Raw genomic sequence first — 20,307 nt, 5'->3', positions numbered from 1 at the left:
AAGACCTTCCGTCTTCTCGAGCTCCGCTCCAGACGGAACATCGCAACCGGCAGATCCGATTTACATGCAAGTTTTTCTGTATGACCGGGCTCTCAAGTGGTCATATCCCCCCATCATCCCGGTACCCTCCCGGATGAGAGTTGGGGATCGAAGGGAAAAAGGCTGACCACGAGGGCCGTACCTGAAAATTCCTGAGACAAAATAACGCTTACCATGCCGTTATTGCTCCGGCCTCAGGGAAGAGCGGTCGCCCGTCTGTTTCGATCACGTCCATCCGGTAACCCTCAGATTAATGGCGCAGTAATGCAAACCGTTCAGGTGATGGCACTATCCCATTCCGGAGATGGCAAACGAAAAACGGGCATGGTCACCCTAAAGGAGGTCCCATGAATCTCCCGGTCACCCAGCTGCTCTCAATGCCTGAAGGTAAAACGCTGGAGTTCAAGCAAGACCTTTCGTCTCCCAGGAATATCCTCAAGACACTGGTTGCGTTTGCCAACACGGCCGGGGGACGTCTGTTTATCGGAGTGGAAGACGGTTCAAAAGAGGTACTGGGAGTTGCAAGCCCGCTGGATGAGGAAGAACGATTGTGCAATCTTATTGCTGACAGTATCGAGCCGCGGCTTGTGCCCAATGTGGAACTGATCGCTGTTGAGGACAAAACCCTGCTCGCGGTGGAGGTGTACCCCAGCGGTTCCCGACCTCATTGGATACGGAAAGAAGGTCCTGCCGACGGTGTGTACGTCCGCCTTGGTTCAACAAACAGGAAAGCCGATAAAGAACTGATCGCAGAACTGGAGCGCAGTGCTCGAGGAACGGCCTTCGACGAACTGCCCCTGCCCGAACTGACCGCCGATGCGCTGGATCTGACAGTTGCCCGGGCGCTCTTTGCAGGACAGCGAGAACTCAGCGAAAAGGAGATGCTCACGCTAAAACTGCTGACACCGCTGCAGGGGAGACTTGTTCCGACCATCGGCGCGGTGCTGCTCTTCGGAAGAGATCGCGAAGGGCATTTTCCTGATGCCTGGATACAATGCGGACGTTTTGCAGGCACGACAAAGAATGTCATCTTTGATCATACCGAGATTCATGAACATCTGCCTATTGCCGTCGAGCGTGTCATTGAGTTTATCAAAAAACATGCGATGAGGGGGGCGGATCTATCGGAAATTCGCCGTCGCGATGTCTGGAGCATTCCCATGACCATTGTGCGCGAAGCGGCCATCAACGCTATAGTGCATGCCGATTATTCCCAGATCGGTGCACCCCTCCGGGTTGCCATCTATGACGACCGGGTAGAGATAGAAAATCCAGGAATTCTGCTTCCGGGCATGACCATCGAGGATGTGAGGCAGGGTGTATCTAAGATTCGCAACCGCGTCATAGCTCGCGTGTTCCGGGAACTGGGTCTGATCGAGCAGTGGGGTAGCGGGTTTCGCCGCATTCTGGACGAGGCAGAGAGGCAAAACCTGCCCGAGCCTGTGATTGAAGAGATCGGGATGAAAGTTCGGTTTACTGTTTTTCTTGCGGAGAACATCCCGCCCGGAATGCCGCACAAAACTGGAAAAGAGGCTGAAGAACAAGTAACCGAACAAGTAACCGAACAAGTATATGCCCTCATGATCTGTCTGATGAAGGAGCCACTGAGGACGAAAGATGCAATGCACTGTCTGGGACTCAAGCACCGTCCCACATTCCTGTACGATTACCTGAAACCGGCGATTCAGGCAGGGTTTGTTGAGATGACGCAGCCGGATTCACCCCGAAGCCCGACACAAAAATACTGCCTGACCGAAAAGGGGAGGAGATATCTGGAAAGAGAGGCAAGCGATCTCTCAAGCGGGAGAGGTGCCGATGCTGACTGATCCCGTGTCCGGCGGATGTACCCCCCGGAGAGTCCCCTGCAGTTCTATCTCCTCGCCTCCGCCACCATCCCGCCGGCCCCGGCGCTGATCGTTGAAGATCTCCGCTCCTCGCCTGCCAGCCCTCCAAGTACCCAAATCCGGGCCTCGCAATCCTCATCACACCGCTCAATCCACTGCAGAATTTTGCAGATCCACTTCACATCCAGGTTCGTCTCGTGAGACCGAACTCCTCAGGCGGCCTTCTTCCCGGTCATCCTGATAGCCTTCCCGGGAAGGCATGCTACGCGAGGTGCAGATGAAAGCGAACGGTTCTACTATGCCAGTAACACAAGCGAATGAGCTATACCGGCAAGATGGCCCCGGCCGGGATTGTGCAGCAGAACACCTTCTCCGGAGCATTCAGATACGAGAGATCCTCCCGCTGCACCACCATCTCGTAGATCCCCCTCCCATGCCTGATGCCGAGCGCCGGCACCTCTTCCGCCGCAATCACCCGCATCGGAGGAAACCCCGGATACCGCAGGTTCCGCACCCAGACCCCACCTTCCATCTCGTAGTAGGCTCCACCCCGCATCTGCTCATAGAGCGCATACTCGCTCGCGAACCCGGCCGAGACCCGGGTTCGCCATCACGAGGTTCTCCTTCCCGGGATTGACGGTCACGTGCCCGTAGCCGGGCGGGATGAGGACGAACTCCCCCGCCTTCGCCGTGACGACGACAACGTCACGAAGGTTCTTGCGCTGGAGGAGGTAGTGCGCCTCGCCGGCCAGCACCTGGTAGAGTTCGGGGTAGCCGATGCCCGCCGGCGTGAGGGGATGGTAGTGCCCCTTGGTCTTGACGTACTCCCCGCCGACAGCGCCCGGGGGAATGACGGTGATATCGAACCGGACGTTCTGCTCGGCGAGCCACCGGCGAACCGTCCTCGGAGAGGGCGAGGTCGCGGTACATGTAGTACAGGGGCGTGGTGCCGGCGGCGTCCGGGCTCGCCAGCACGCACCGCATGTCGCCCGGGGTTCGCAGGGGTCGGGGAGTACGCCGGGCCAGTGGCTGCTCATCGACCCATGTTCTGCTGTGGCGGGTAATCACTGTGCACGATCCGGCTCTGGTGCACCCGTTTGCGGGGCTGTGCGGCTGGGTGCAGCAGTGATCTGCAGGCGGGCTTCGATAAAGGACAGAATACTCGCCTGCCATCCCGGGGCCGGCTCCGGCCCTGTTCGATAGTATTTTCCCGGAGTCGCCGGCGCGAGAGGGGGGCACCGCAGGGGAACACCCCTGTTCTGCAACCACCACGTACCGTCCGGGATCGGCATCCCGGTGCCCGGTGAAAGAGGCGCCCTCACTCGCGATCAAAACGAGCCCGAATTGCGGGTATTTTCCGATTTTACGGGCGAACACGGATCGCGAAATCGGGCTCCCAAAAAAATCGGCGAAATGACCACGGATGGCCGAAATACGGCAGGATAGCGAGGTTATAGCGGCGATATGAGGCCGAGTAATTTCTCAAGGGTGTTGAGTATGGCTCGCCCCGGGATCGGCCGTCTGTGGGCATCTGTGAGGGTCGAAATTCGGGCGGAACGGGCTGGAAATCGTGGTATTTAAAGATTGCTTAACCCGGAGGGGCCGGTTGCAGATGTAGGCCGACTGGCGAGAGCGGCTGCTCCGACCTCACAGAAAGGACAAACAGAAGGGATGAGTATCTGCGGATTACGAAATCCTCATGGTTCCGGGAGGCAGGAGGCCCACAACAGAAAGGGTGGAGAAATGGCTACAAGAGCGCCCTGAACTCATCAGGCGAGATCCCGGCCTGGAATAGTATCGCCTGAAGCGTCTTTGGAGCGAGTATCTTCCCGGAGTGCACAGGAACCGTGACGATAACGCCGCGCTGTGCATGGTGAAGGTAATGGTGGCTGCCCCGGATACCGACCGCCTCAAAGCCGGCTTTTTTCAGGGCTTTAACGACCTTCTCCCCGGTGGTTCTCGGGAGTTTCATGTCCCTGCGTTGCTCGTATTCAGAGGCACGGATACTTCGACCGGAATCGGCTTACCGAGCTTCCGGGCTACCTCGATATACCCCGTGATCGCCTCCTCGATCTGTGCCAGCGCCTCTTCCCAGGTAGACCCCTCACTGATACATCCCGGGAGGGACGGCACCGTTACGGTGTACCCCCCTTCCTCATTCTGCTCCATAAGGACTGTGTAGCGGAGACGAGTATCTGACATGTGATCCCTCCACGTGAGGATTGGCTATGACACTATATAGCCATTCCGCGGATCACATCCCCCGCTCCCGTGAGGAACACCATAGCGGCACTATTGACCACTGCCGGCCTCTGGCAAAGGCGAGACTTGTGCGGGGCTATCTGGATCGAGGCGGGACTGGACGTGGCACTTATTGGGTTCTTCACCCGGAATTCCACCGGCGGCTCATGGCACCGGGCCACCCCGACCGGGAGGCGGCGAAGACCCGGGTGCTCAGCGTGCTCCGGCAGCGGGCCGGCCGTGGATCCTTGGGGAATTGTGCAACACAGCACCCGCTACCCCTCAGGCACGTTCTCGAGGGTCGTGGCAATGGTGTGGAGGAATCCTTTATACTCCTCGATCCTAATAGTGATCCACGGAGTGGTACGATGCCTGTAGAGGTCGATGGAACATTGATCAATAATATGACAATCCAGCTCGATCAACCTCTGAAAAATGGGGAAGAGAAAGTGATAGTCAGGTTGAAAAACCGGCCTAAAAAGATGACAAAACTCTATGCCCCTGAAGAATATATCCTGAAACTCGCCGAAAAAGATCTTGAAGAGCTGTACTGATGAACATATCCGAATTGAAGGAGGGGTCGGTATTTCTTGACACCAATATCCTCCTCTACGCCTATACCAACACGCAATTTCTCTCCGTCATGCGAAACACTTCTCGAAACGATGCAGGCTGAACGTATTACGGGTTATATCAACTCCACTGTCATTGACGAGTTCTTCCACAAAGCCCTTCTCACCCAGATATATATTGAGAAGCATCTCTCACCACGAGAAGCGATCGCCTATAGCAAGAAACACCCGGAGATTTTGAGCACATTAAGTACTCCATATACCATAACCAGGGAAGTACTGGAACAGTACAATCTCATAGTCCTCGACACCTCGGATATCCTGATCGATACGCTCCACATCTCGCAACAGTACGGGCTGTTATTCTCTGACGCACTTCATGCTGCGTCTGCACGCAAGCACCATATCGACTATTTCGCAACAAACGACCGGGATTTTAACCGGGTAGATTTTCTCACTCTGGTACACCCTTCTATAGACGTGGTTTACTGATTGTCCGTGCCGGTCATATTCGCCTCGCTCAAGGAGAGAGGAACCTTCACCCACCGGGTATGGAAGGAATCGCCGTCAAGATGCCGTACGCACCGGGGAACGTCTCCATGAGGGTTTTGCGTGGCAGGATCGACCAGGTCATTGTGGATGCCGGCAAGTTCATCGAAGAGACGGCCCAGAAGGCTGCATGGGTTTCCCCGGGAAAGATGCAGCGGGAGGAGCACTGGGAGTATCCACCGGATGCTCTGCGGGAAGCGGTGATCAACGCCGTCTGCCATCGTGACTACGCTGTCTCCGGCAACGTCCAGATCCGGTTCTTCGATAGCAGGGTGCAGATCTGGAGTCCAGGCAAACTCCCGGACGGCGTCACGGTGGATCTCCTGAGAGTCGAGCATGCCTCGCGACCGCGAAACAAAACCCTCGCAAGACTCCTGTTCTTTGCCGGATATATAGAGCAGTGGGGCTCGGGTACACTCAGTATGATCGCCGCATGCAGACGGGACGGCCTCCCGGAACCCGAGTTCCGGGAGACCGGCAGTGATTTCGTCGTCACCTTTACGCGCTCAACACTCAACGTGCTTCTGGAACACCCAGATCTGCTGAACGAGCGGCAGCGGGGTGTTCTCGAGTACCTCAAGACCCATCCGTCCATATCGACAGAGGAGTACGGAAACATCTACGGATGCACCACACGGACAGCCCGGCGCGATCTCTCCACGCTTGCCGAAATGGGTATCATTGCCGTGAAACGGGAGGGGAGGCTGCGGCGATATCTGCTCAATCCGTCATTCCGGTCATTGCGGACAATCGCGGACAATCGCGGACGGAACCCTGACTGAAGGAGATGTGCAAAACCTGTAATCAACGGACGAAACTGCCATAAATCAGAGAAACTGCCCCGGATCCTGATAGCAGTATCCGGACAATTGCGGACAGCCGGCATGGCGGCCGCATACCTCCGTCATCAGCCAAGGTACGTCTATCAGAGGTACATCAAATGTGATCAGGAATGTGACTATCACATTCCTGTCACACTCACTCATCAAAAATGTGCGCTGATTATGAAGTCATCAGATCGTGGCGTTCCTTCGATCATCCATGCCTTCAGTCGCCCTCCCTTTATCCCCGCCAGCGCCTAAATCCTGCCTCACAATCCTCATCGCACCGCCCCATCCGCTACAGGGATGAGCGAATGACCGGCCCTATACCGGCAGGGCAACCCCGGCCGGGATTGTATAGCACACCACCTTCTCCGGCGTATTCAGATACATCAGATCCTCCCGCTGCGACACCATCGCATAGATCCCCCTCCCATGCCTGATGCCGAGCTCCGGCACCTCCCCGGCAGCAATCATCCGTACCGGAGGAACCGCCGGATAGCGCGGGTTCTGCACCCACACGCCTCCCCCCATCTCATAATACGCTCCGCCCTGCATCTGCTCGTAGAGCGCATACTCACTCGAAAACCCGGCCGAGACCCGGGTTCGCCGTCACGCGGATCCTCCTGCCCGGGATTGATGGTCGTAGCCGGGCGGGATGCGGACGAACTCACCCGCCTTCGCGGTGGCGACGACGATGTCACGGAGGTCCTTTCGCTGGAGGAGGTAGTGCGCCTCCCCAGCGAGCACCTGGTAGAGTTCGGGGTAGCCGATGCCCGCCGGCGTGAGGGGTTGGTAGTGCCCCTTGGTCGTGACGTACTCCCCGCCGACAGCGCCCCGGGGAATGACGGTGACGGCGAACCGGATGTTCTGCTCGGCGAGCCACCGGCGAACCGTCCTCGGAGAGGGCGAGGTCGCGGTACATGCAGTACAGCGGCATGGTGCCGGACACATTGGGGTCGGCCAGCACGCACCGCATGTCGTCGAGGGTTCGCACGGAGGGGTCGGGGAGGACACCCGGCCAATAGCTGCTCATCGATCTTCATTCTGTCATGGTCGGTGATACTATACGCGATCCGGTTCCGGTGCATCCCGGGTCGGGTCACTCCGGTGCAGCACGGATCCGGAAGGTGCATCTCGATGCAGGGCAGCATGCCCACCCACCGTGCGTGGCTGCGGGGAAGGCCGGCTCCGGCGACCGGGCTCGCATGCGGGGCTGCTCCCCGCCCTCCCCTGCGATGAAAACAAGCCAGAATTGCGGGTATTTCACGGTTTTGACGGCATTCGCCGATCCTGAAATCAGGCTCCCGGAAAAAGCGGAGCAATGGCGCCGGATCGCCGGAAAGCGGCAGGATCATAAGCCCATAATCGCGATATGAGCGAGAGTAATTTACGGGGGATGGATGCCCTGACCCCTGCCGGGATCGGCCGTCTGCGGGCTTCTGTGCGGGTCGAAATTCCGGAGGAACGGGGCGGAAATCATGCTATTTAAGGATTGCTTAACCTGGGGAGCCCGACCACGGATCTGGGCCGCCGTCGGGAGCGGCGTACCCTCACCTACTTGACCGCCACGTAGATAGCCGAAGACCGTGACAGCGGCACCGGGAACCCATCCTCTTTGAGACCCTCAATATGGAGCTCGATCGCCTCGTGCATCCGCTCTTCCGTCTCCTCGCGGGTCGCTCCGGTAGCCACGCACCCCGGAAGGTCCGGGGAGTATGCCGAATAAGTGCCGTCGGCCTTCTCAACAATAACAAGAAATCGGTGCATTACTCATTCCTCCCTTTCAGTCTTGCCTGCTTCAAGATGCTATTCAATGTCCCTGGAGCCAGATCGTCTGCCGGGTGTCCGGCAATGGTAATTCTCCCCGGTTTTGACGGATGTTTGTACTGCCGGTGACTCCCCCGGGTCACCACCAGGTACCATCCGTCTGCCTCGATCATCTTTATGCAGTCTTTCACTTTCATTCTTTCCGTCCCCTCCCATAGCGAGATGGCCAAACCACCGGAGATCCCGACACTCCGGGGAGCATATCACGGAATCCCTCCATATATGTTACGGTAAAGACCTACGCATACTTAATTCGCTCCCTTGCGGTGAACCATGCGGCGAGGGCTTCTCTTTCACGAGTGCGGGGATGCTCGCCCCGAAGACCTTCGGTGACTGCAGCGTATCGTTGATAGATACCCCCGGCCAATCAGGTAAAGGGGTCTCCCACATGCCGGATATGCATGTGGAGACAGCAAACCGAGAGGGGAGAGGTTGGCGTGCACAAGAGTCCTCCCCAGAGCCGGCACCCGGGAAAAAGCGTTATCCGGATCGGGGAGGAGCATCGTGCGGAGCAAGGCACAATGCTGTAAGAAGGATGAGAAAATGTATTGGATCAGAGCCCGCGGTATACAGTGCGGCGGTGACGGACAGAGACGATTGTAATCTGCCTTTGCTCGTGGCAGACTTCATAAATGATGCGATATTCACCAACCCGGATCCGGTAGAGGGATTGGAGTGCCGCTGAGCTTCCGGGCACCGTGTGGCACCGGTGTTTCGGAAAGAGCTTCGATCTTCTTCAGGATACGTGAGACACTCTCACGGGGCACACTCGCTACGTCTTTCTCGACACTTGCCTTGAAGAGAATCTCATACGAAGCCATGAAGACTCAAAGCCGCTTTTTCAATTCTTCGAACGTGATGGTCGGTTCGGCACGTCGTTCCGCCACCACGGCCAGATCGTGGAGGTCCTCCTGCAGTTGCTCGTACTCATCAAGAGGCAGGATGATTGCAACACGCTCCCCATGCTCATCGACAATATACTGCTCTTTTACAGCACCCATCGTTGTTACCCTCCTCACATCTAGATATGACCCGGGAGATATATAAGCACCGAGCTCTGCAGGTATGTGACGGATCTGCTGGTATGAATAACAGCCCCGAGCATTTTTGTTGGCGATCCAGAGCATCCGCTCCCGGCGGGGGCTTCTCCGGGGTAGTATAAAGTAGACTCCTTGTTAGTCAACAAGCTCGTAAGGCGATCGGTAAGCGCCGGTGGTCCGGCCGGGTAACCGGACATGGCCACGACAGAGATATGCTTCCCCTTCCCGGGTTTCCAGTTCCATGCCCGTAGCCGGGCAGGATGAGGACGAACACCCCCGCCTTCGCCGTGACGGCGACGATGTCACTGAGATCCTTTTGCTGGAGGAGGTAGTGCGCCTCGCCGGCGAGCACCTGGTAGAGCTCGGGGAAGCCGATGCCCGCCGGCGTGAGCGGATGGTAGTGCCCCCTGGCCGTGACGTACTCGGTGCCGACAGCGCCCGGGGGAATGACGGTGATATCGAACCGGACGTTCTGCTCCGCAAGCCACCGACGAGCCGTCCCCGGAGAGGGCGAGGCCGCGGTACATAAAGTACAGCGGCAGGGTGCCGGACACGTCCGGGCTCGCCGGCACGCACCGCATGTCATCGAAGGTCCGGACAGCGGGGTCGGGGAGGATACCCGGCCAATAACGGCTCATCGATCTTCATTCTGTCACGGTTAGTGATAACATACGCGATTCGGTTCCGGTGTGCCCCGGGTCTGGCCGCTACGGTGCAGCACAGATCCGGAAGGTGCGTCTCGATGCAGGGCAGCATGCCCACCCACCCTGCGTGGCTGCCGGGAAGACCGGCTCCGGTGACCGGGCTCGGGTGCTGTCGCGGCCGGGGCTGCTCCCCGCCCTCCCCTGCGATGAAAACAAGCCAGAATTGCGGGTATTTCACGGTTTTGACGGCATTCGCCGATCCTGAAATCAGGCTCCCGGAAAAAGCGGAGCAATGGCGCCCTATCGCCGGAAAACGGCAGGATCATAAGCCCATAATCGCGATATGAGCGAGAGTAATTTCCAGAGGATGGATACCCTCACCCCGCCGGGATCGGCCGCCAGAGAGCGTCTGTGCGGGTCGAAATTCCGGAGGAACGGGGCTGAAATCGTGGTATTTAAGCGTTCCTTTACCAGGAAAAGGCCGGTTGCAGATGCTGGCCGCCGTCGAGAGCGATGCATCCTGCCGGCCGGATGCACTGCAACGATTGGCATAGCGAGAGGACGGCAAACCAGACATCGTCTCCCGGGAGCAGAGAGTGGAGCGGGAACCCTTTCCAGGCAGGGGGGTACGGCAACGTGCCTAGCGGAGCATCTCAAGGAGATCTTCTTTTGGAATACCATTCCACTGCGATACTTTTGCGAGAATATCATTCAGGGTGCCGCGGGCTATCTCATTGTGAAGAGGAATCGTTATCGTGTGTTCTCCGGCACCGGCGCTCTTCGCCATCTGCACGTGACTGCCCCGCTGCCGCAGGATGACGTACCCAAGTGAAGCCTGAGCACCTTCAGGAGAGCATGGCCGCTAACAACCGGAGATCTTGGCAACGGAACCAACCTGGAACTCAGTCAGGGAAACAATCGTGATCTGCTCCCCAGCATCGATAGACTCTTCATAGTGCAGACCTACTGCCTCACGGATGTTCTCCATAAGTTCGTCAAGTGTCCTGCCCTGCGTAAAGATATCGACCCCGATACCGCGGGCACACCAGAACTCACCGTCATTGTAAATCGCAAACGTGATCAGCATGCAAAAGCATCCCCGAATATTCGATGTATTGGATCCGGAGGACAATAAATGTGACCTATCCATGAGGATGCTCGCCCCGAAGACCTTCGGTGACTGCAGCGTATCGCTTTCGGATGCCCCCGGTCAATCAGGTAAAGGGGTCTCCCACCTGCCGGATGTGCATGTGGAGACAGCAAACCGGAAGGGGAAAGGTTGGCATGCACAAGAGTTCTCCCCGGAGCCGGCAGCCGGGGGAAAAGCGTTATCCAGATCGGGGAGTAACATGAGTGTGATAGCACATGCTTACGGCAGAGAGTATCCTCGCAGCTCTGGCGGATCACCGGGCGCGGATCAGGAATCTCGGGATCCGGCGGATCGGGGTCTTCGGATCCTTCGTCCGGGGTGAAGAGCGCGAGGAGAGCGATATTGATATCCTTATCGAGTTCGAAGAGGGGAGGCGTTCCTTCGACACGTATATGGACCTCAAATTCTTCCTCGAAGATCTCTTCGGAAGAAAAGTCGACCTCGTCGACCGCGACACCGTAAAGGCGGATCTTGTGCCGTATATTCTCCAGAGTGTCAGGTATGCCCCGGGAATATAAACTCTATCTCCGTGATATTCTGACGTCTAGCGAAAGGGTTCAGCGGTATACACAGGGTATGTCCTACGAGGATTTCACGGAGAACGATCTCGTGCAGGATGCCGTGATCCGAAACCTCATGGTCATCGGTGAAGCCGTCAAATGCATTCCCGAATCGCTTAAACAGGAACAAAACACCATATCCTGGAGAAAAATCGCAGGCATGCGGGATATTCTGAGCCACGCATACTTCGGGGTGCATAACGAGATTGTGTGGGACGTCATCCTGCACAAGATTCCCGATCTTCAGATTGCGGTCAGGGAGATGCTCGATGATGAGCACGCAGGTTAATCGGGGAACATAGTGCATAGGCACCGGTGGAAGCATAAACACAGGCTTCAATCGGGCACCAGGTGAAAGGAGATCTCCTTCCTTGACCACCACAGAGAACCGCCGATGATCGTGACAGCGGCATCGGAACTCGTTCCTCCCTGGGAGTCGACCGTCTCCTGGCTGGCCCGCAGGTAGCCACGCACCGCATGGCGCCCGGGGGTTCGGGGAGTATGCCGGGCCAATAACGGTTCATCGATCCATGTTCTGCTGTGGCGGGTAATCACTGTACACAATCCGGCTCCAGAATGTCCCTTTGCGGAGCCGTGCGGCAGGGTGCATCACAGCGTACTGCGGGCGGGCTTCGGTGACGGACGGACTACTCGCCTGCCATCCCGAGGCCGGTTCCGACCCTGTCCGGGAGTCTTCTCCCGGCGTCGCCGGCACGAGGGGCGCACACCGCAAGGGAACACCCCGGTGCTACAGCCACCACGTATCGTCCGGGATCGGCATCACGGTGCCCGGTGAAAGAGACGCCCTCCCCCGCGATCAAAACAAGCCCTAATTGCGGATATTTTCCGATTGTAGCGGCGATCCCGGATCCCGAAATCGGGCTCCCGCAAAAACCGGCAAAATGGCCCCGGATAGCCGAAAAACGGCAGGATCGCGAGGCCATATCGGCGATATGAGCGAAGGTAATTTCCGGAGGATGTCTACCATGGCTCGCCCCGGGATCGGCCGCCTGCGGGCTTCTGTGAGGGTCGAAATTCCGGCGGACCGGGCTGGAAAATCTATTATTTAAGCGTTGCTTAACCGCGAGAGCCCGGCTGCGTCATCGGGGATGCCTGCCGCCTTCGATCAGGTTGGATAGCAGCCCCCGCAAGTGCAGTACCTGCTTTTCATCGAGCCCGTCGACGACCGACCTGCACTTTACGAGAAACCGGGGCACCCGTTTTGTAAGCGTACCGGAAACGGTTTCGGAGACACTGCTCGCGACATAATACTGCGTCTCTACACGTGCCCGTCGCGCCTTCTCGAGCATCTCGCACTCCTCGGAGGTGAAATAGTCGCCGAGAAGCCGTTGCATGACCTCGATGGTGCAGGTGTGGTTTTCAGACCGTATCCCGATCTTCATCAGTACGGCGTAGAGGGAAAAATACAGGGAGTAATAGCCCGCCGAGATCTTCCAGTCGAATGAAGCAACGGAGTGCATGGCGTCCATGGCATCTTCAGCTTTTTTCAGATATGCACCCGCGAGATTGTCGCTTGGCTCGACAAACACGATGCCGTTTTTGACCCCGGCACACCAGGATAGCCGATCTCTCACGGCATCACCTCGCGGACAAACGATTCCGCGTTCTTCCAGACGATGTGATTGTTTTTCACCTCGATAACGAGCGGATCGGCGCGATCCCGCGAAGCGAACGCATCTGTCGGGTAGACCACCGTGTTGACCTCGACGTCGTACAGCTTCTCGATCTTTGCTACTTCCCGTTCATCGATGGTTCCTGCAACGAAGATGTCGATATCGGACTCCTCCGTCGCGGTGCCTCTGGCATAGCTCCCGAAGAGAAGGACGGTGCCCTCCGCGCACGAGGAGACTTTGTTCATGATCTCCGAGACATACGGGTTTTCTTCCAGAAAACGGATCTTTTTGTAGATCTCGGCCAGAGCGAAGTACTGCCTGGCAATCTCACCGGGTTTTATCCGGAAAAGCCGGGTCCTTCCGCGCTGCGATGATGCAAGCACATGCTTCTGTTCCAACCGCACAAGGATGGTCTGTGCAGTCCCGTGACTGAGAGGGAGATAGGTACAGATCTCCCGGATGTAGTATTCACGATCGTACCCATTGGAAAAGAGGGCGATTACCATGAGATCATGTTCTGTAATGTCTATTTTTTTAGACATATGTCTAATTGTTTATTAACATCTCCTATAAGGTTTGGGGGACTGTCTGCCCCATCGGAAATGTGCGTAGATTATGAAGTCATCATATCGTGGCGTTCCTTCGATCATCCATGCCTTCGGTCGCCCGCTCTTCATCCCTGACCGACACCTTCACGATTCCCCGCTGACTACCCTGCCGACAGCGCCCGGGGGAATGTCGGTGACGGCGAACCGGATGTTCTGCTCTGCGAACCGTCTTCGGAGAGGGCGAGGTCGCGGTGCATGCAGTACAGGGGTGCGGTGCCGGAAGCGGCCGGGTCGGCCGGCACGCAGCGCATGTCGCCCGGGGACCTGGACGGAGGGATCAGGGAGGACACCGGGCCAATGACTGTTCATCGATCCATGTTCTGCTGTAGCGGGTAATCACTGTACACGATCCGGCCCTGGTGCATGCCCCTCTGCGGAGCCATGCGGCAGGGTGCATCACCGTGTACTGCGGGCGGGCTTTGATGAAGGGTGGGATGCTCGCCTGCCACCCGGGGCCGGTTCCAGCCCTGTCTGAGAGTCTTCTCCCGGAGTCGCCGGCACGAGGGGCGCCCACCGCACGGGAACACCCCGGTGCTGCAGCCACCACGTATCGTCCGGGATCGGCATCCCGGTGCCCGGCCGAAGAGGCGCCCTCACCCGCGATCAAAACAAGCCCGGATTGCGGATATTTTCCAATTTTACGGGCGATCCCGGATCCCGAAATCGGGTTTCCGCAAAAACCGACAGAATGGCGCCTGATCGGCTAAAAACGGCAGGATCGCGAGGCTACAACGGCGATATGAGGGCGAGTAATTTGTCAAGGATGTTGAGTATGGCTCGCCCCGGGATCGGCCGTCTGCGGGCTTCTGTACGGGTCGGAATTCCGGCGGAACGGGCTGGAAATCCTGCTATTTAAAGATTGCTTAACGCGGAGGGGCTGGTTGCAGGTTCCGGCCGCCGTCGGGAGCGGCGTACCCTCACCTACTTGACCGCCACAGAGAACAGCCGAAGACCGTGACAGCGGCACCGGGAACCCGTCCTCTTTGAGACCTTCAATATGGAGCTCGATCGCCTCGTGCATCCGCTCTTCCGTCTCCTCGCGGGTCGCCCCGGTAGCCACGCACCCCGGAAGGTCCGGGGAGTATGCCGAATAGGTGCCATCGGCTTTGTCCAAAGAGAAGTCTCTCACCTTCCAAAAGACTGATACCGGGTTGAGAGAAATACTCACCACCGAAAAACATCTGAGGCTCCGGAGAAATGGCGAAGTATACGTTGACAAAAAAAGCCCGTGAGACCATCGTTGCGATACTGACCCGGAACGATGCCGAACGGATCGCAATCTTCGGCTCCTATGCACGAGGTGAGGCCGGTGCGCAGAGCGACATCGATATTCTGGTGCGGTTCGCCCGGAAAAAAAGCCTCTTTGAAATCGTCCGGATAGAGGACGAGATCAAAAAAGCTCTCCATAGAGACGTGGATCTTGTCACCGAGAACGCTGTGAGCCCTTACCTCGCCGATACAATACACCGTGATGCGGTGGTGATCTATGACGCCGAAGGACCCTGTGTATCTCCGCCACATTCTTGACGCCATCGAGAACATCGAGGAATTCTCGAAGGATATCTCGTCGGCGGCGGATCTCACCAATCACCGGCTTGAACGCGCCGCGATCGAGCGTATGCTCACCATCATCGGTGAGGCAGCAAAGAACATCTCTGTACAGATGCGACGGAAACACCCGGAGATCCCCTGGAAAGAAGCGGCGGGAATGCGGGATAAGATAAGCCACCACTACTTCGGCGTGGATTACGAAGCGGTGTTTCTGACTATAAAAGATGACCTCCCGGCACTCAAACGGGCAATCCGTGCAGTTCTCGATGAGGCTGACCGCTAACAACCGGAGATCTCGGGAGCGGGACCGACCTCGGAATTTCCGTCAGGGAAACAACCGTGATCTGCCGGCATCGATAGACGCTTCGTCGTGCAGATCTTCTGCCTCACGGATCTTCTCCATGAGGTCGTCCGGGTGTCCTGCCCTGTAGAAAAGGTATCGACCCCGATACCGCGGATACACCAATCAGGAGAATGTGACTGTATCCCGCAGGTCTGTCCGGCCGAAAGCAACTGAAAATCCGCTATAGAGAAACTTTCTCGAGGGCAGACTGGCGAAGCAAACACCGACGCGGAAAAGCTCATTATCACCGACGCCAATCACTCTACGATGAGACCCCGCGATCTCTCTTTTGAGGAGAAAGCAGCGGCTTTCCGACCGGCTCGCCGCTCTGCTGTCGAAGAGAGAGGAGATTCTCTTTGCCTACGTGTTCGGGTCTTTTCCACGCGGTGCCTTCCGCGATATCGACATCGGCATCTTCCTGCAGGACGGCAGCAGCGGAGTCTCAGATCCGCTCCGGTATGAGACGACGCTCGAACTGGATCTGGGGGAGATCGCGGGAGTGCCCATCGATGTCAGAGTCCTGAATGCTGCGCCCCTGCCGTTCGCGTACTCGGTGTTGCAGAGCGGAGAGGTGCTCGTCTCCCGCGACGAGCGGGTACGCTGCGAATTTGTATGCAGGATCTACGCCGAGTATCATGACTTCGCCTACTACCGAAAGCGGTACCGGAGGGAAGCGCTTGGTCTCGTACGATGAGGAGAAGATCACCGCACTCTCGTCGCAGCTTCTTCAGGCGTGCGGGCACTTGCACGACCGCGGCCGGATGCAAAAGGACGTCGTTATCAGGAACCCGCACCTGATCGCCACCGCAAAGTACCACCTCATCGTCGGCATCGAGGCTGCGATCGATCTCTCCAACCATCTGATCGCGAAGAACCGGTGGAAGAGCTCCGGAAGACTACGCAGATATATTCCGGATCATGGTCTCGTCGACGCAGAGTTTTCAGCCCTGCGATGCGGCAACGCCGTTCAGGCGATCGGATCTTCTCCGGTCGAGTGCAGGAAGCGTTCGATCTCCTGCCGGAAGAGAGCGAAATCACCGAGATGCTCCTGCAGTATCGAGAAGGCGAGCGCGTTGTTGATCGCCCCGTAGCGGTGGACGACGATGTTCCGGAATCCCTTCATCGCTTTGAGTCTCTGCTGCATCACGGGACTGACCACGCCGTGCTGCACGAGGTGTTCAAGGATATCCTCGTCCGCCCCGGGGACGCCCAGATGGAGGTCGGAATTCAGGATAGCGCAGATATCGAAGACGTTCTCGATGGCGTACTCGATGCGCTTGTAGATGCCGTCCCTGACAATACCGAGATTCAGGAATGCGTCGACGGAATCGGGCAGGTGCTCCCTGACCAGGGCAATGCTTTCCCCCATCTCCTGCAGTTTGATGCGGATCACTGTGTCACGGACACCGCTCGTCATACGATCGCCTGCTTACCGATATAGTCGTACAGCCGGTGCTTGAACGCATCGAACTCCCGGATCGTCTCGAGAGCGACGTCGTAGAGGAACCGCTCGTCGGGACAGTAGACGATGCGTCCCCGCAGCACCTCCATCCGGACATAGAGCGGCAGATTCCCGAAGATCTGGATATCGTACCGATCGTCGAAGAGTTCGGAGAGCGCGAAGAACCGGAACCGCTCGCCCTCCTCGCGGTCTCCGTCGTAGTATATGCAGAGATCGACGTCGGAACTCTCCTTCGCCCGTCCCTCGGCAACGGAGCCGTAGAGGATAATAAAGCGGACGCTGTCAAAGCCCTCGAGGGTCCGGAGCCGCTCGAGTGCGTACCGGACGAGTTCCTCCGCCGTTCTCATTCGAATGTCCCTCGTCCATAGGTGGCATCTCTCTCCCATTAACATTTCCGCCGGAGGCTCCGGGCCAGCGAACACCGCCTTCAGTGGGGCTCGTGCCAAAAAGAGATCGCTCTCCCAGAGCCCCACAGAGAAGAACCGATGACAGCGGCACCGGAAACGAATGCAAATCTTCTCCCCCTAACTCCAAAAGATGTTGAGACAGAAGTATACTACTTCGTACTCAACGAACACTCTGCCCGGCCTGCAATGACCCGGGCAGCGAGCGCTCACAGGAGTCCCTTCTCCTCGAGGAAGCGGGCGAGCAGGTCGGCCTGGTCGGCATCGCCGACGGCCTCCTCCCACTCTTCCCGGATGGTATAAAAGGCGTCGTCGCAGTAGTCGGGTTCTTCTTCGAGGAGCGCTGACCCTGATTCCCGCTCGAACTGCCGGATGCCGAGGAGGATGCCTGCGCAATAGAGGCGCGATGCGTCGACCATGCCGCGCCGGAGGCAGGCCGCCATCTCTGCCGTATAGGGCGCGACCACCTCGTCCATCATCTCCCACGCCCGCTCGGAGGGGTAGAGGTAGCCACCGTCGCGGATCCTGCCCGAGGTCTTCCAGACGTCCTCGATCGCGATCCTGGCAAGGTCGGCCGCAAGCGATGCGGCGACCGCCTCGGCATCGACGGCCTGGAGAAGGTCGCGGGCAACGTCCTCCGCCCGCACCGCGAGGGCGGGATCGGCGCGGACGAGCTGCGCGAGGACAATCGCTGCCTGCTCGGCGCTGAGCGAGTCGAGGAGGGGAGTCGCGGATGCGGTTCTCTTTCGTTTCGGCATACAGATCGGTGTCCGCAGAGGGTAGATAGCGCTGTCGGAACAGATCGGTTATTACGGTTCGAGGCGAATCACCTCCTGAAATGGCACCGCGAAGCGTACCCGGCACCTGCCTGCTCTGCAGGGAACCGGTGAAGAAGCGGGGAGTCCTCCGGCACGTCGAGGAGTGCCTCGCATCGTCCGGCTGGCCTGCGGGCGAGAAGCCGTCGCTCCTCATCCGGGTTCAGGGGCGCCGCGACCCGTCCTGTTGGCTGGTCGTCGTCGCGCGAGCCGATGCGACGCTCGAGGACCTCGACGCCCTGATCCGCGACGCATGGAGCGAAGGCTACGGGCGTATGGGCGCCTTTACCCTCGGCAGCGGGGAAGAAACCGGCACGGCAATACCGCTCGGCCGCCTGCTCTCTCCGGGAACGGCGTTCTCGTACGAATGCAACGCCGGGCAGGCGACCCGCCTCGACCTGAAGGTGATCGGCACCGCACCCGTCCTGCCTCCAAAAAGCCCAATCTGCCCGGTCGTGCGCAGCACCTCGCCGCTGATCGCCTGCCTCAGGGGGCCGCGTTCGCCCGAAGAGGCAAAAGCATGGAAGGCGATGGACGCCATCTGCGATGATCTGGACCCCGAGATCCGCAGGACGCTTGAGCAGGAGCGGAGAGAACGCGGAGACTATGCCGCCTCTATCGCGAAAGACATCGTCATTCCGTTCTGCGTCTACATGTGCGGACCGCACGGCCGGGCAGTCGGAGACTGGGACGGCCCCCTCGCGAAAGCCTGTCTCCTGCAGGATATGGCAGAGAACCCGCTTCCCGCGACCGGATGGGTGGAGAACGCCGTTCCCGTCCTCTGCCGGTTCGTGACCTGCCTGCAGGAGTCGGGCCGTATCAGGGATGCCGACGGGATCATCGCAGCCCTCACCGGTGCGGAGGCTGCATTCCGGAAAGCCGCAACAAACCCGGAGAAGTTCCGCAAACTCTCCCGCCGCCTCTTCGCGCAGGCGCTCGACGCAGGAGTGAACCCTGACGATAGGAACGGACTGATGGCCTACCTCATGCAGGAGGTCATCCTGATGCTGGGGCTTGATCCGGACAACGAGATTGTGCGCAGGGAACTTGCCGACCTGGTGCAGGGACGCGTACGCCTTCCGACCGCCGGAGAGATGCGGGCGGACAGGATCCTCCTCATCTGCGAGGAGTTCTGCAGCCGGTGCGGCATCCCCGCGCTGGCGGAAGACTGCAGTCGGCTCGTCGATGCTCTGGCCGCCCACCCGGCAGCACCGCTCACGCGGGGGGACGCCGTCCTCTGGAGCGCTGCAATCGTCTACGCCGCAAGCCAGGACGCAGGCCTGACCCGGGAGGCGAAGGCCATGGTCGGCGGCTTCTTCGGTCTCGAAACCACGTCGATCCGAAACAAAGTGAGGGCGTTGAGAAAATATCTCCCAAAAGAGCCGGGGGCACGCGGCTGACCGGCGAAGAGGGCGCGGGAGATATCAATCTTCAAATATCTGCCCGCCGTATCATACCATGAGTCTGACCGATATGCCGGAGCGGAGTGCGGACTGGATGGAACAGGCGCGGCGGGACCTTGTCATGGCCCGGCAGGCCCGTGACACCGGATTTTACGAGTGGGCGTGTTTCATCTCACAGCAGGCTGCCGAAAAAGCGATAAAGGCAGTCTACCAGAGACGCGGAGCAGTTGCGTGGGGCCGTTTTCGTCGTCGATCTTCTCAAAGGCCTTCAGCAGCGGCACGACGTGCCGCAGAATCTCTTCGGGATCGCACGCAGTCTCGACCGCTCGTACGTCCCTGCACGCTATCCGGACGGGTTTCCCCGGGGAAAGCCGGCAGATTATTTCGGTCGGGAGGATGCGGACGATGCAGTCGGTGGTGCAGAAAGAATCATTCAATTCTGTGACGGTCTTCTGGCTTGATACGGCCCTTGTCCTTGAGCGGCTCAGAGCGGCGGTCGACAGGCTGACGTCGGACCCGAACGTCCTTCGCGTCGTTCTCTTCGGATCGTTTGCGGAGGAACGGGCTGTTCCCGGAAGCGACGTCGACGTCATGATAGTCCTCGCAGATGACGAACGCCCTTTTCTCGAGCGGATCTCTGCATTTCTCACGTACTTCTCCGATATTGGGATCGGTGTCGACCTCTTCCCCTACACCGTCCGCGAGATGGACAACCCGCTCGCCCGCCGGGCATCGGAGACGGGTATCCTGCTCTTCTCCCGGTGAGAGACCCTCAAGAGGAAGGGCACCCTCCCAAC

33 protein-coding genes and 1 pseudogene are annotated in these 20,307 nt (G+C 58.6%); 14 read left to right on the top strand and 20 right to left on the bottom strand.

Annotated elements, in window-relative coordinates:
* Nucleotides 1–386: 386 nt before the first annotated feature.
* Nucleotides 387–1,865: an AlbA family DNA-binding domain-containing protein gene (locus FGU65_RS11505; protein ID WP_301664619.1), complete on the top strand. Its 1,479-nt coding sequence runs from the start codon at nucleotides 387–389 to the stop codon at nucleotides 1,863–1,865.
* Between the two features lie 340 nt (nucleotides 1,866–2,205).
* Here FGU65_RS11505 and FGU65_RS11500 read toward each other — a convergent pair whose 3' ends face one another.
* From FGU65_RS11500 to FGU65_RS11485, 4 genes are all read right to left on the bottom strand, one after another.
* Nucleotides 2,206–2,415, bottom strand: coding sequence for a hypothetical protein (locus FGU65_RS11500; protein ID WP_301664618.1), 210 nt, complete (start codon nucleotides 2,413–2,415; stop codon nucleotides 2,206–2,208).
* A 28-nt stretch (nucleotides 2,416–2,443) separates the two neighbouring features.
* The gene (locus FGU65_RS11495) at nucleotides 2,444–2,920 is read right to left on the bottom strand and encodes a glucose-6-phosphate isomerase family protein (protein WP_301664617.1); all 477 of its coding nucleotides are present in this window, start codon (nucleotides 2,918–2,920) and stop codon (nucleotides 2,444–2,446) included.
* Between the two features lie 710 nt (nucleotides 2,921–3,630).
* Entirely contained in the window at nucleotides 3,631–3,855 is a 225-nt protein-coding gene (locus FGU65_RS11490; RefSeq protein WP_301664616.1) for a type II toxin-antitoxin system HicA family toxin, read from the bottom strand.
* Nucleotides 3,852–4,085 carry a type II toxin-antitoxin system HicB family antitoxin gene (locus tag FGU65_RS11485; RefSeq protein ID WP_301664615.1) on the bottom strand — a complete coding sequence of 78 codons (234 nt, stop codon included), beginning with the start codon at nucleotides 4,083–4,085 and terminating at the stop codon, nucleotides 3,852–3,854. Before FGU65_RS11485 ends, FGU65_RS11490 begins: the two co-directional genes overlap by 4 nt.
* A gap of 206 nt (nucleotides 4,086–4,291) precedes the next feature.
* Between FGU65_RS11485 and FGU65_RS11480 the strand changes: the two genes are divergently transcribed.
* The 3 genes from FGU65_RS11480 to FGU65_RS11470 all read left to right on the top strand — a co-directional run bounded on the left by FGU65_RS11480 (nucleotide 4,292) and on the right by FGU65_RS11470 (nucleotide 6,027).
* Entirely contained in the window at nucleotides 4,292–4,678 is a 387-nt protein-coding gene (locus tag FGU65_RS11480; protein WP_301664614.1) for a hypothetical protein, read from the top strand.
* Nucleotides 4,679–4,789: 111 nt separating this feature from the next.
* A complete protein-coding gene (locus FGU65_RS11475; RefSeq protein WP_301664613.1) occupies nucleotides 4,790–5,188 on the top strand; it encodes a PIN domain-containing protein in 399 nt (132 codons plus the stop codon).
* 59 nt (nucleotides 5,189–5,247) lie between these two features.
* Nucleotides 5,248–6,027: an ATP-binding protein gene (locus FGU65_RS11470; protein ID WP_301664612.1), complete on the top strand. Its 780-nt coding sequence runs from the start codon at nucleotides 5,248–5,250 to the stop codon at nucleotides 6,025–6,027.
* Nucleotides 6,028–6,390: 363 nt separating this feature from the next.
* On the opposite strand, the gene FGU65_RS11465 is transcribed toward FGU65_RS11470, so the two are convergent.
* The 9 genes from FGU65_RS11465 to FGU65_RS11430 form a co-directional block, all read right to left on the bottom strand.
* Nucleotides 6,391–6,600 (bottom strand): hypothetical protein, encoded by a 210-nt coding sequence (locus tag FGU65_RS11465; protein ID WP_301664611.1) that lies wholly within the window; start codon nucleotides 6,598–6,600, stop codon nucleotides 6,391–6,393.
* A 78-nt stretch (nucleotides 6,601–6,678) separates the two neighbouring features.
* Nucleotides 6,679–7,020: a glucose-6-phosphate isomerase family protein gene (locus tag FGU65_RS11460; protein WP_301664610.1), complete on the bottom strand. Its 342-nt coding sequence runs from the start codon at nucleotides 7,018–7,020 to the stop codon at nucleotides 6,679–6,681.
* Nucleotides 7,021–7,623: 603 nt separating this feature from the next.
* Nucleotides 7,624–7,836, bottom strand: coding sequence for a type II toxin-antitoxin system HicB family antitoxin (locus tag FGU65_RS11455; RefSeq protein ID WP_301664609.1), 213 nt, complete (start codon nucleotides 7,834–7,836; stop codon nucleotides 7,624–7,626).
* Entirely contained in the window at nucleotides 7,836–8,033 is a 198-nt protein-coding gene (locus FGU65_RS11450) for a type II toxin-antitoxin system HicA family toxin (protein WP_301664608.1), read from the bottom strand. The genes FGU65_RS11455 and FGU65_RS11450 overlap by 1 nt, the downstream gene beginning before the upstream one ends.
* A gap of 416 nt (nucleotides 8,034–8,449) precedes the next feature.
* A complete protein-coding gene (locus FGU65_RS15920) occupies nucleotides 8,450–8,593 on the bottom strand; it encodes a type II toxin-antitoxin system RelE family toxin (protein ID WP_367652384.1) in 144 nt (47 codons plus the stop codon).
* Nucleotides 8,594–8,723: 130 nt separating this feature from the next.
* Entirely contained in the window at nucleotides 8,724–9,023 is a 300-nt protein-coding gene (locus FGU65_RS11445; RefSeq protein WP_301664607.1) for a type II toxin-antitoxin system Phd/YefM family antitoxin, read from the bottom strand.
* Nucleotides 9,024–9,075: 52 nt separating this feature from the next.
* A complete protein-coding gene (locus tag FGU65_RS11440; RefSeq protein ID WP_301664606.1) occupies nucleotides 9,076–9,522 on the bottom strand; it encodes a glucose-6-phosphate isomerase family protein in 447 nt (148 codons plus the stop codon).
* A gap of 698 nt (nucleotides 9,523–10,220) precedes the next feature.
* Nucleotides 10,221–10,367 (bottom strand): hypothetical protein, encoded by a 147-nt coding sequence (locus FGU65_RS11435; RefSeq protein ID WP_301664605.1) that lies wholly within the window; start codon nucleotides 10,365–10,367, stop codon nucleotides 10,221–10,223.
* 75 nt (nucleotides 10,368–10,442) lie between these two features.
* Nucleotides 10,443–10,667 (bottom strand): type II toxin-antitoxin system HicB family antitoxin, encoded by a 225-nt coding sequence (locus FGU65_RS11430; RefSeq protein ID WP_301664604.1) that lies wholly within the window; start codon nucleotides 10,665–10,667, stop codon nucleotides 10,443–10,445.
* Nucleotides 10,668–10,945: 278 nt separating this feature from the next.
* On the opposite strand from FGU65_RS11430, the gene FGU65_RS11425 reads away from it, so the two are divergent.
* The 3 genes from FGU65_RS11425 (at nucleotide 10,946) to FGU65_RS11415 (ending at nucleotide 12,123) form a co-directional block, all read left to right on the top strand.
* Nucleotides 10,946–11,248 (top strand): nucleotidyltransferase family protein, encoded by a 303-nt coding sequence (locus FGU65_RS11425; protein WP_301664603.1) that lies wholly within the window; start codon nucleotides 10,946–10,948, stop codon nucleotides 11,246–11,248.
* Nucleotides 11,232–11,579 carry a HepT-like ribonuclease domain-containing protein gene (locus FGU65_RS11420; RefSeq protein WP_301664602.1) on the top strand — a complete coding sequence of 116 codons (348 nt, stop codon included), beginning with the start codon at nucleotides 11,232–11,234 and terminating at the stop codon, nucleotides 11,577–11,579. The genes FGU65_RS11425 and FGU65_RS11420 overlap by 17 nt, the downstream gene beginning before the upstream one ends.
* A 346-nt stretch (nucleotides 11,580–11,925) precedes the next feature.
* A complete protein-coding gene (locus FGU65_RS11415) occupies nucleotides 11,926–12,123 on the top strand; it encodes a hypothetical protein (protein ID WP_301664601.1) in 198 nt (65 codons plus the stop codon).
* 267 nt (nucleotides 12,124–12,390) lie between these two features.
* Here the strand turns inward: FGU65_RS11415 and FGU65_RS11410 are convergent, their stop codons facing one another.
* From FGU65_RS11410 to FGU65_RS16005, 4 genes are all read right to left on the bottom strand, one after another.
* Nucleotides 12,391–12,885 carry a HEPN domain-containing protein gene (locus FGU65_RS11410; protein WP_301664600.1) on the bottom strand — a complete coding sequence of 165 codons (495 nt, stop codon included), beginning with the start codon at nucleotides 12,883–12,885 and terminating at the stop codon, nucleotides 12,391–12,393.
* Nucleotides 12,882–13,466 (bottom strand): nucleotidyltransferase domain-containing protein, encoded by a 585-nt coding sequence (locus tag FGU65_RS11405; RefSeq protein WP_301664599.1) that lies wholly within the window; start codon nucleotides 13,464–13,466, stop codon nucleotides 12,882–12,884. Before FGU65_RS11405 ends, FGU65_RS11410 begins: the two co-directional genes overlap by 4 nt.
* A gap of 167 nt (nucleotides 13,467–13,633) precedes the next feature.
* Nucleotides 13,634–13,783, bottom strand: coding sequence for a hypothetical protein (locus FGU65_RS11400; RefSeq protein ID WP_301664598.1), 150 nt, complete (start codon nucleotides 13,781–13,783; stop codon nucleotides 13,634–13,636).
* Between the two features lie 506 nt (nucleotides 13,784–14,289).
* Nucleotides 14,290–14,661 carry a type II toxin-antitoxin system HicB family antitoxin gene (locus FGU65_RS16005; protein WP_437344450.1) on the bottom strand — a complete coding sequence of 124 codons (372 nt, stop codon included), beginning with the start codon at nucleotides 14,659–14,661 and terminating at the stop codon, nucleotides 14,290–14,292.
* A 68-nt stretch (nucleotides 14,662–14,729) separates the two neighbouring features.
* Here FGU65_RS16005 and mntA (FGU65_RS11390) point away from each other — a divergent pair, with 68 nt between their 5' ends.
* The 3 genes from mntA (FGU65_RS11390) to mntA (FGU65_RS11380) all read left to right on the top strand — a co-directional run bounded on the left by mntA (FGU65_RS11390) (nucleotide 14,730) and on the right by mntA (FGU65_RS11380) (nucleotide 16,120).
* Nucleotides 14,730–15,059: a type VII toxin-antitoxin system MntA family adenylyltransferase antitoxin gene (gene mntA, locus FGU65_RS11390; protein ID WP_301664597.1), complete on the top strand. Its 330-nt coding sequence runs from the start codon at nucleotides 14,730–14,732 to the stop codon at nucleotides 15,057–15,059.
* On the top strand, nucleotides 15,019–15,366 hold the full coding sequence (locus tag FGU65_RS11385; RefSeq protein ID WP_301664596.1) for a HepT-like ribonuclease domain-containing protein: 348 nt from the start codon (nucleotides 15,019–15,021) through the stop codon (nucleotides 15,364–15,366). Before mntA (FGU65_RS11390) ends, FGU65_RS11385 begins: the two co-directional genes overlap by 41 nt.
* A 349-nt stretch (nucleotides 15,367–15,715) precedes the next feature.
* Nucleotides 15,716–16,120, top strand: coding sequence for a type VII toxin-antitoxin system MntA family adenylyltransferase antitoxin (mntA, locus tag FGU65_RS11380; protein WP_301664595.1), 405 nt, complete (start codon nucleotides 15,716–15,718; stop codon nucleotides 16,118–16,120).
* A 273-nt stretch (nucleotides 16,121–16,393) separates the two neighbouring features.
* Here mntA (FGU65_RS11380) and hepT read toward each other — a convergent pair whose 3' ends face one another.
* The 3 genes from hepT to FGU65_RS11365 all read right to left on the bottom strand — a co-directional run bounded on the left by hepT (nucleotide 16,394) and on the right by FGU65_RS11365 (nucleotide 18,050).
* Nucleotides 16,394–16,843: a type VII toxin-antitoxin system HepT family RNase toxin gene (hepT, locus tag FGU65_RS11375; RefSeq protein WP_301664594.1), complete on the bottom strand. Its 450-nt coding sequence runs from the start codon at nucleotides 16,841–16,843 to the stop codon at nucleotides 16,394–16,396.
* Nucleotides 16,840–17,235, bottom strand: coding sequence for a nucleotidyltransferase domain-containing protein (locus FGU65_RS11370; RefSeq protein ID WP_301664593.1), 396 nt, complete (start codon nucleotides 17,233–17,235; stop codon nucleotides 16,840–16,842). The genes hepT and FGU65_RS11370 overlap by 4 nt, the downstream gene beginning before the upstream one ends.
* A 266-nt stretch (nucleotides 17,236–17,501) precedes the next feature.
* Nucleotides 17,502–18,050 carry a hypothetical protein gene (locus FGU65_RS11365; protein WP_301664592.1) on the bottom strand — a complete coding sequence of 183 codons (549 nt, stop codon included), beginning with the start codon at nucleotides 18,048–18,050 and terminating at the stop codon, nucleotides 17,502–17,504.
* Nucleotides 18,051–18,130: 80 nt separating this feature from the next.
* Here FGU65_RS11365 and FGU65_RS11360 point away from each other — a divergent pair, with 80 nt between their 5' ends.
* The 4 genes and pseudogenes from FGU65_RS11360 to FGU65_RS11350 all read left to right on the top strand — a co-directional run bounded on the left by FGU65_RS11360 (nucleotide 18,131) and on the right by FGU65_RS11350 (nucleotide 20,275).
* Nucleotides 18,131–19,507 (top strand): hypothetical protein, encoded by a 1,377-nt coding sequence (locus FGU65_RS11360; protein WP_301664591.1) that lies wholly within the window; start codon nucleotides 18,131–18,133, stop codon nucleotides 19,505–19,507.
* A gap of 58 nt (nucleotides 19,508–19,565) precedes the next feature.
* Nucleotides 19,566–19,676, top strand: a pseudogene (locus FGU65_RS15915) (HEPN domain-containing protein); the annotation flags it as partial.
* Between the two features lie 61 nt (nucleotides 19,677–19,737).
* On the top strand, nucleotides 19,738–19,971 hold the full coding sequence (locus FGU65_RS11355; RefSeq protein ID WP_301664590.1) for a HEPN domain-containing protein: 234 nt from the start codon (nucleotides 19,738–19,740) through the stop codon (nucleotides 19,969–19,971).
* On the top strand, nucleotides 19,952–20,275 hold the full coding sequence (locus FGU65_RS11350; protein WP_301664589.1) for a nucleotidyltransferase domain-containing protein: 324 nt from the start codon (nucleotides 19,952–19,954) through the stop codon (nucleotides 20,273–20,275). The genes FGU65_RS11355 and FGU65_RS11350 overlap by 20 nt, the downstream gene beginning before the upstream one ends.
* Nucleotides 20,276–20,307 lie beyond the last annotated feature (32 nt).

It is taken from the genome of Methanoculleus frigidifontis, assembly GCF_030464345.1.
Lineage (GTDB): Archaea > Halobacteriota > Methanomicrobia > Methanomicrobiales > Methanoculleaceae > Methanoculleus_A > Methanoculleus_A frigidifontis.
Note: the sequence above shows the minus strand (reverse complement) of the source record. Positions and strands in the feature narration are given on the sequence as shown.

Coding starts and splice junctions, on each gene's coding strand:
- FGU65_RS11505 (WP_301664619.1), top strand. CDS start 387: ATGAATCTCCCGGTCACCCAGCTGCTCTCAATGCCTGAAGGTAAAACG.
- FGU65_RS11500 (WP_301664618.1), bottom strand. CDS start 2,415: ATGGAAGGTGGGGTCTGGGTGCGGAACCTGCGGTATCCGGGGTTTCCT.
- FGU65_RS11495 (WP_301664617.1), bottom strand. CDS start 2,920: ATGAGCAGCCACTGGCCCGGCGTACTCCCCGACCCCTGCGAACCCCGG.
- FGU65_RS11490 (WP_301664616.1), bottom strand. CDS start 3,855: ATGAAACTCCCGAGAACCACCGGGGAGAAGGTCGTTAAAGCCCTGAAA.
- FGU65_RS11485 (WP_301664615.1), bottom strand. CDS start 4,085: ATGTCAGATACTCGTCTCCGCTACACAGTCCTTATGGAGCAGAATGAG.
- FGU65_RS11480 (WP_301664614.1), top strand. CDS start 4,292: ATGGCACCGGGCCACCCCGACCGGGAGGCGGCGAAGACCCGGGTGCTC.
- FGU65_RS11475 (WP_301664613.1), top strand. CDS start 4,790: ATGCAGGCTGAACGTATTACGGGTTATATCAACTCCACTGTCATTGAC.
- FGU65_RS11470 (WP_301664612.1), top strand. CDS start 5,248: ATGGAAGGAATCGCCGTCAAGATGCCGTACGCACCGGGGAACGTCTCC.
- FGU65_RS11465 (WP_301664611.1), bottom strand. CDS start 6,600: ATGGGGGGAGGCGTGTGGGTGCAGAACCCGCGCTATCCGGCGGTTCCT.
- FGU65_RS11460 (WP_301664610.1), bottom strand. CDS start 7,020: ATGTGTCCGGCACCATGCCGCTGTACTGCATGTACCGCGACCTCGCCC.
- FGU65_RS11455 (WP_301664609.1), bottom strand. CDS start 7,836: ATGCACCGATTTCTTGTTATTGTTGAGAAGGCCGACGGCACTTATTCG.
- FGU65_RS11450 (WP_301664608.1), bottom strand. CDS start 8,033: ATGAAAGTGAAAGACTGCATAAAGATGATCGAGGCAGACGGATGGTAC.
- FGU65_RS11445 (WP_301664607.1), bottom strand. CDS start 9,023: ATGCTCTGGATCGCCAACAAAAATGCTCGGGGCTGTTATTCATACCAG.
- FGU65_RS11440 (WP_301664606.1), bottom strand. CDS start 9,522: ATGACATGCGGTGCGTGCCGGCGAGCCCGGACGTGTCCGGCACCCTGC.
- FGU65_RS11435 (WP_301664605.1), bottom strand. CDS start 10,367: ATGGCGAAGAGCGCCGGTGCCGGAGAACACACGATAACGATTCCTCTT.
- FGU65_RS11430 (WP_301664604.1), bottom strand. CDS start 10,667: ATGCTGATCACGTTTGCGATTTACAATGACGGTGAGTTCTGGTGTGCC.
- FGU65_RS11425 (WP_301664603.1), top strand. CDS start 10,946: ATGCTTACGGCAGAGAGTATCCTCGCAGCTCTGGCGGATCACCGGGCG.
- FGU65_RS11420 (WP_301664602.1), top strand. CDS start 11,232: ATGCCCCGGGAATATAAACTCTATCTCCGTGATATTCTGACGTCTAGC.
- FGU65_RS11405 (WP_301664599.1), bottom strand. CDS start 13,466: ATGTCTAAAAAAATAGACATTACAGAACATGATCTCATGGTAATCGCC.
- FGU65_RS11400 (WP_301664598.1), bottom strand. CDS start 13,783: ATGCGCTGCGTGCCGGCCGACCCGGCCGCTTCCGGCACCGCACCCCTG.
- mntA (WP_301664597.1), top strand. CDS start 14,730: ATGGCGAAGTATACGTTGACAAAAAAAGCCCGTGAGACCATCGTTGCG.
- FGU65_RS11385 (WP_301664596.1), top strand. CDS start 15,019: ATGACGCCGAAGGACCCTGTGTATCTCCGCCACATTCTTGACGCCATC.
- hepT (WP_301664594.1), bottom strand. CDS start 16,843: ATGACGAGCGGTGTCCGTGACACAGTGATCCGCATCAAACTGCAGGAG.
- FGU65_RS11370 (WP_301664593.1), bottom strand. CDS start 17,235: ATGAGAACGGCGGAGGAACTCGTCCGGTACGCACTCGAGCGGCTCCGG.
- FGU65_RS11365 (WP_301664592.1), bottom strand. CDS start 18,050: ATGCCGAAACGAAAGAGAACCGCATCCGCGACTCCCCTCCTCGACTCG.
- FGU65_RS11360 (WP_301664591.1), top strand. CDS start 18,131: ATGGCACCGCGAAGCGTACCCGGCACCTGCCTGCTCTGCAGGGAACCG.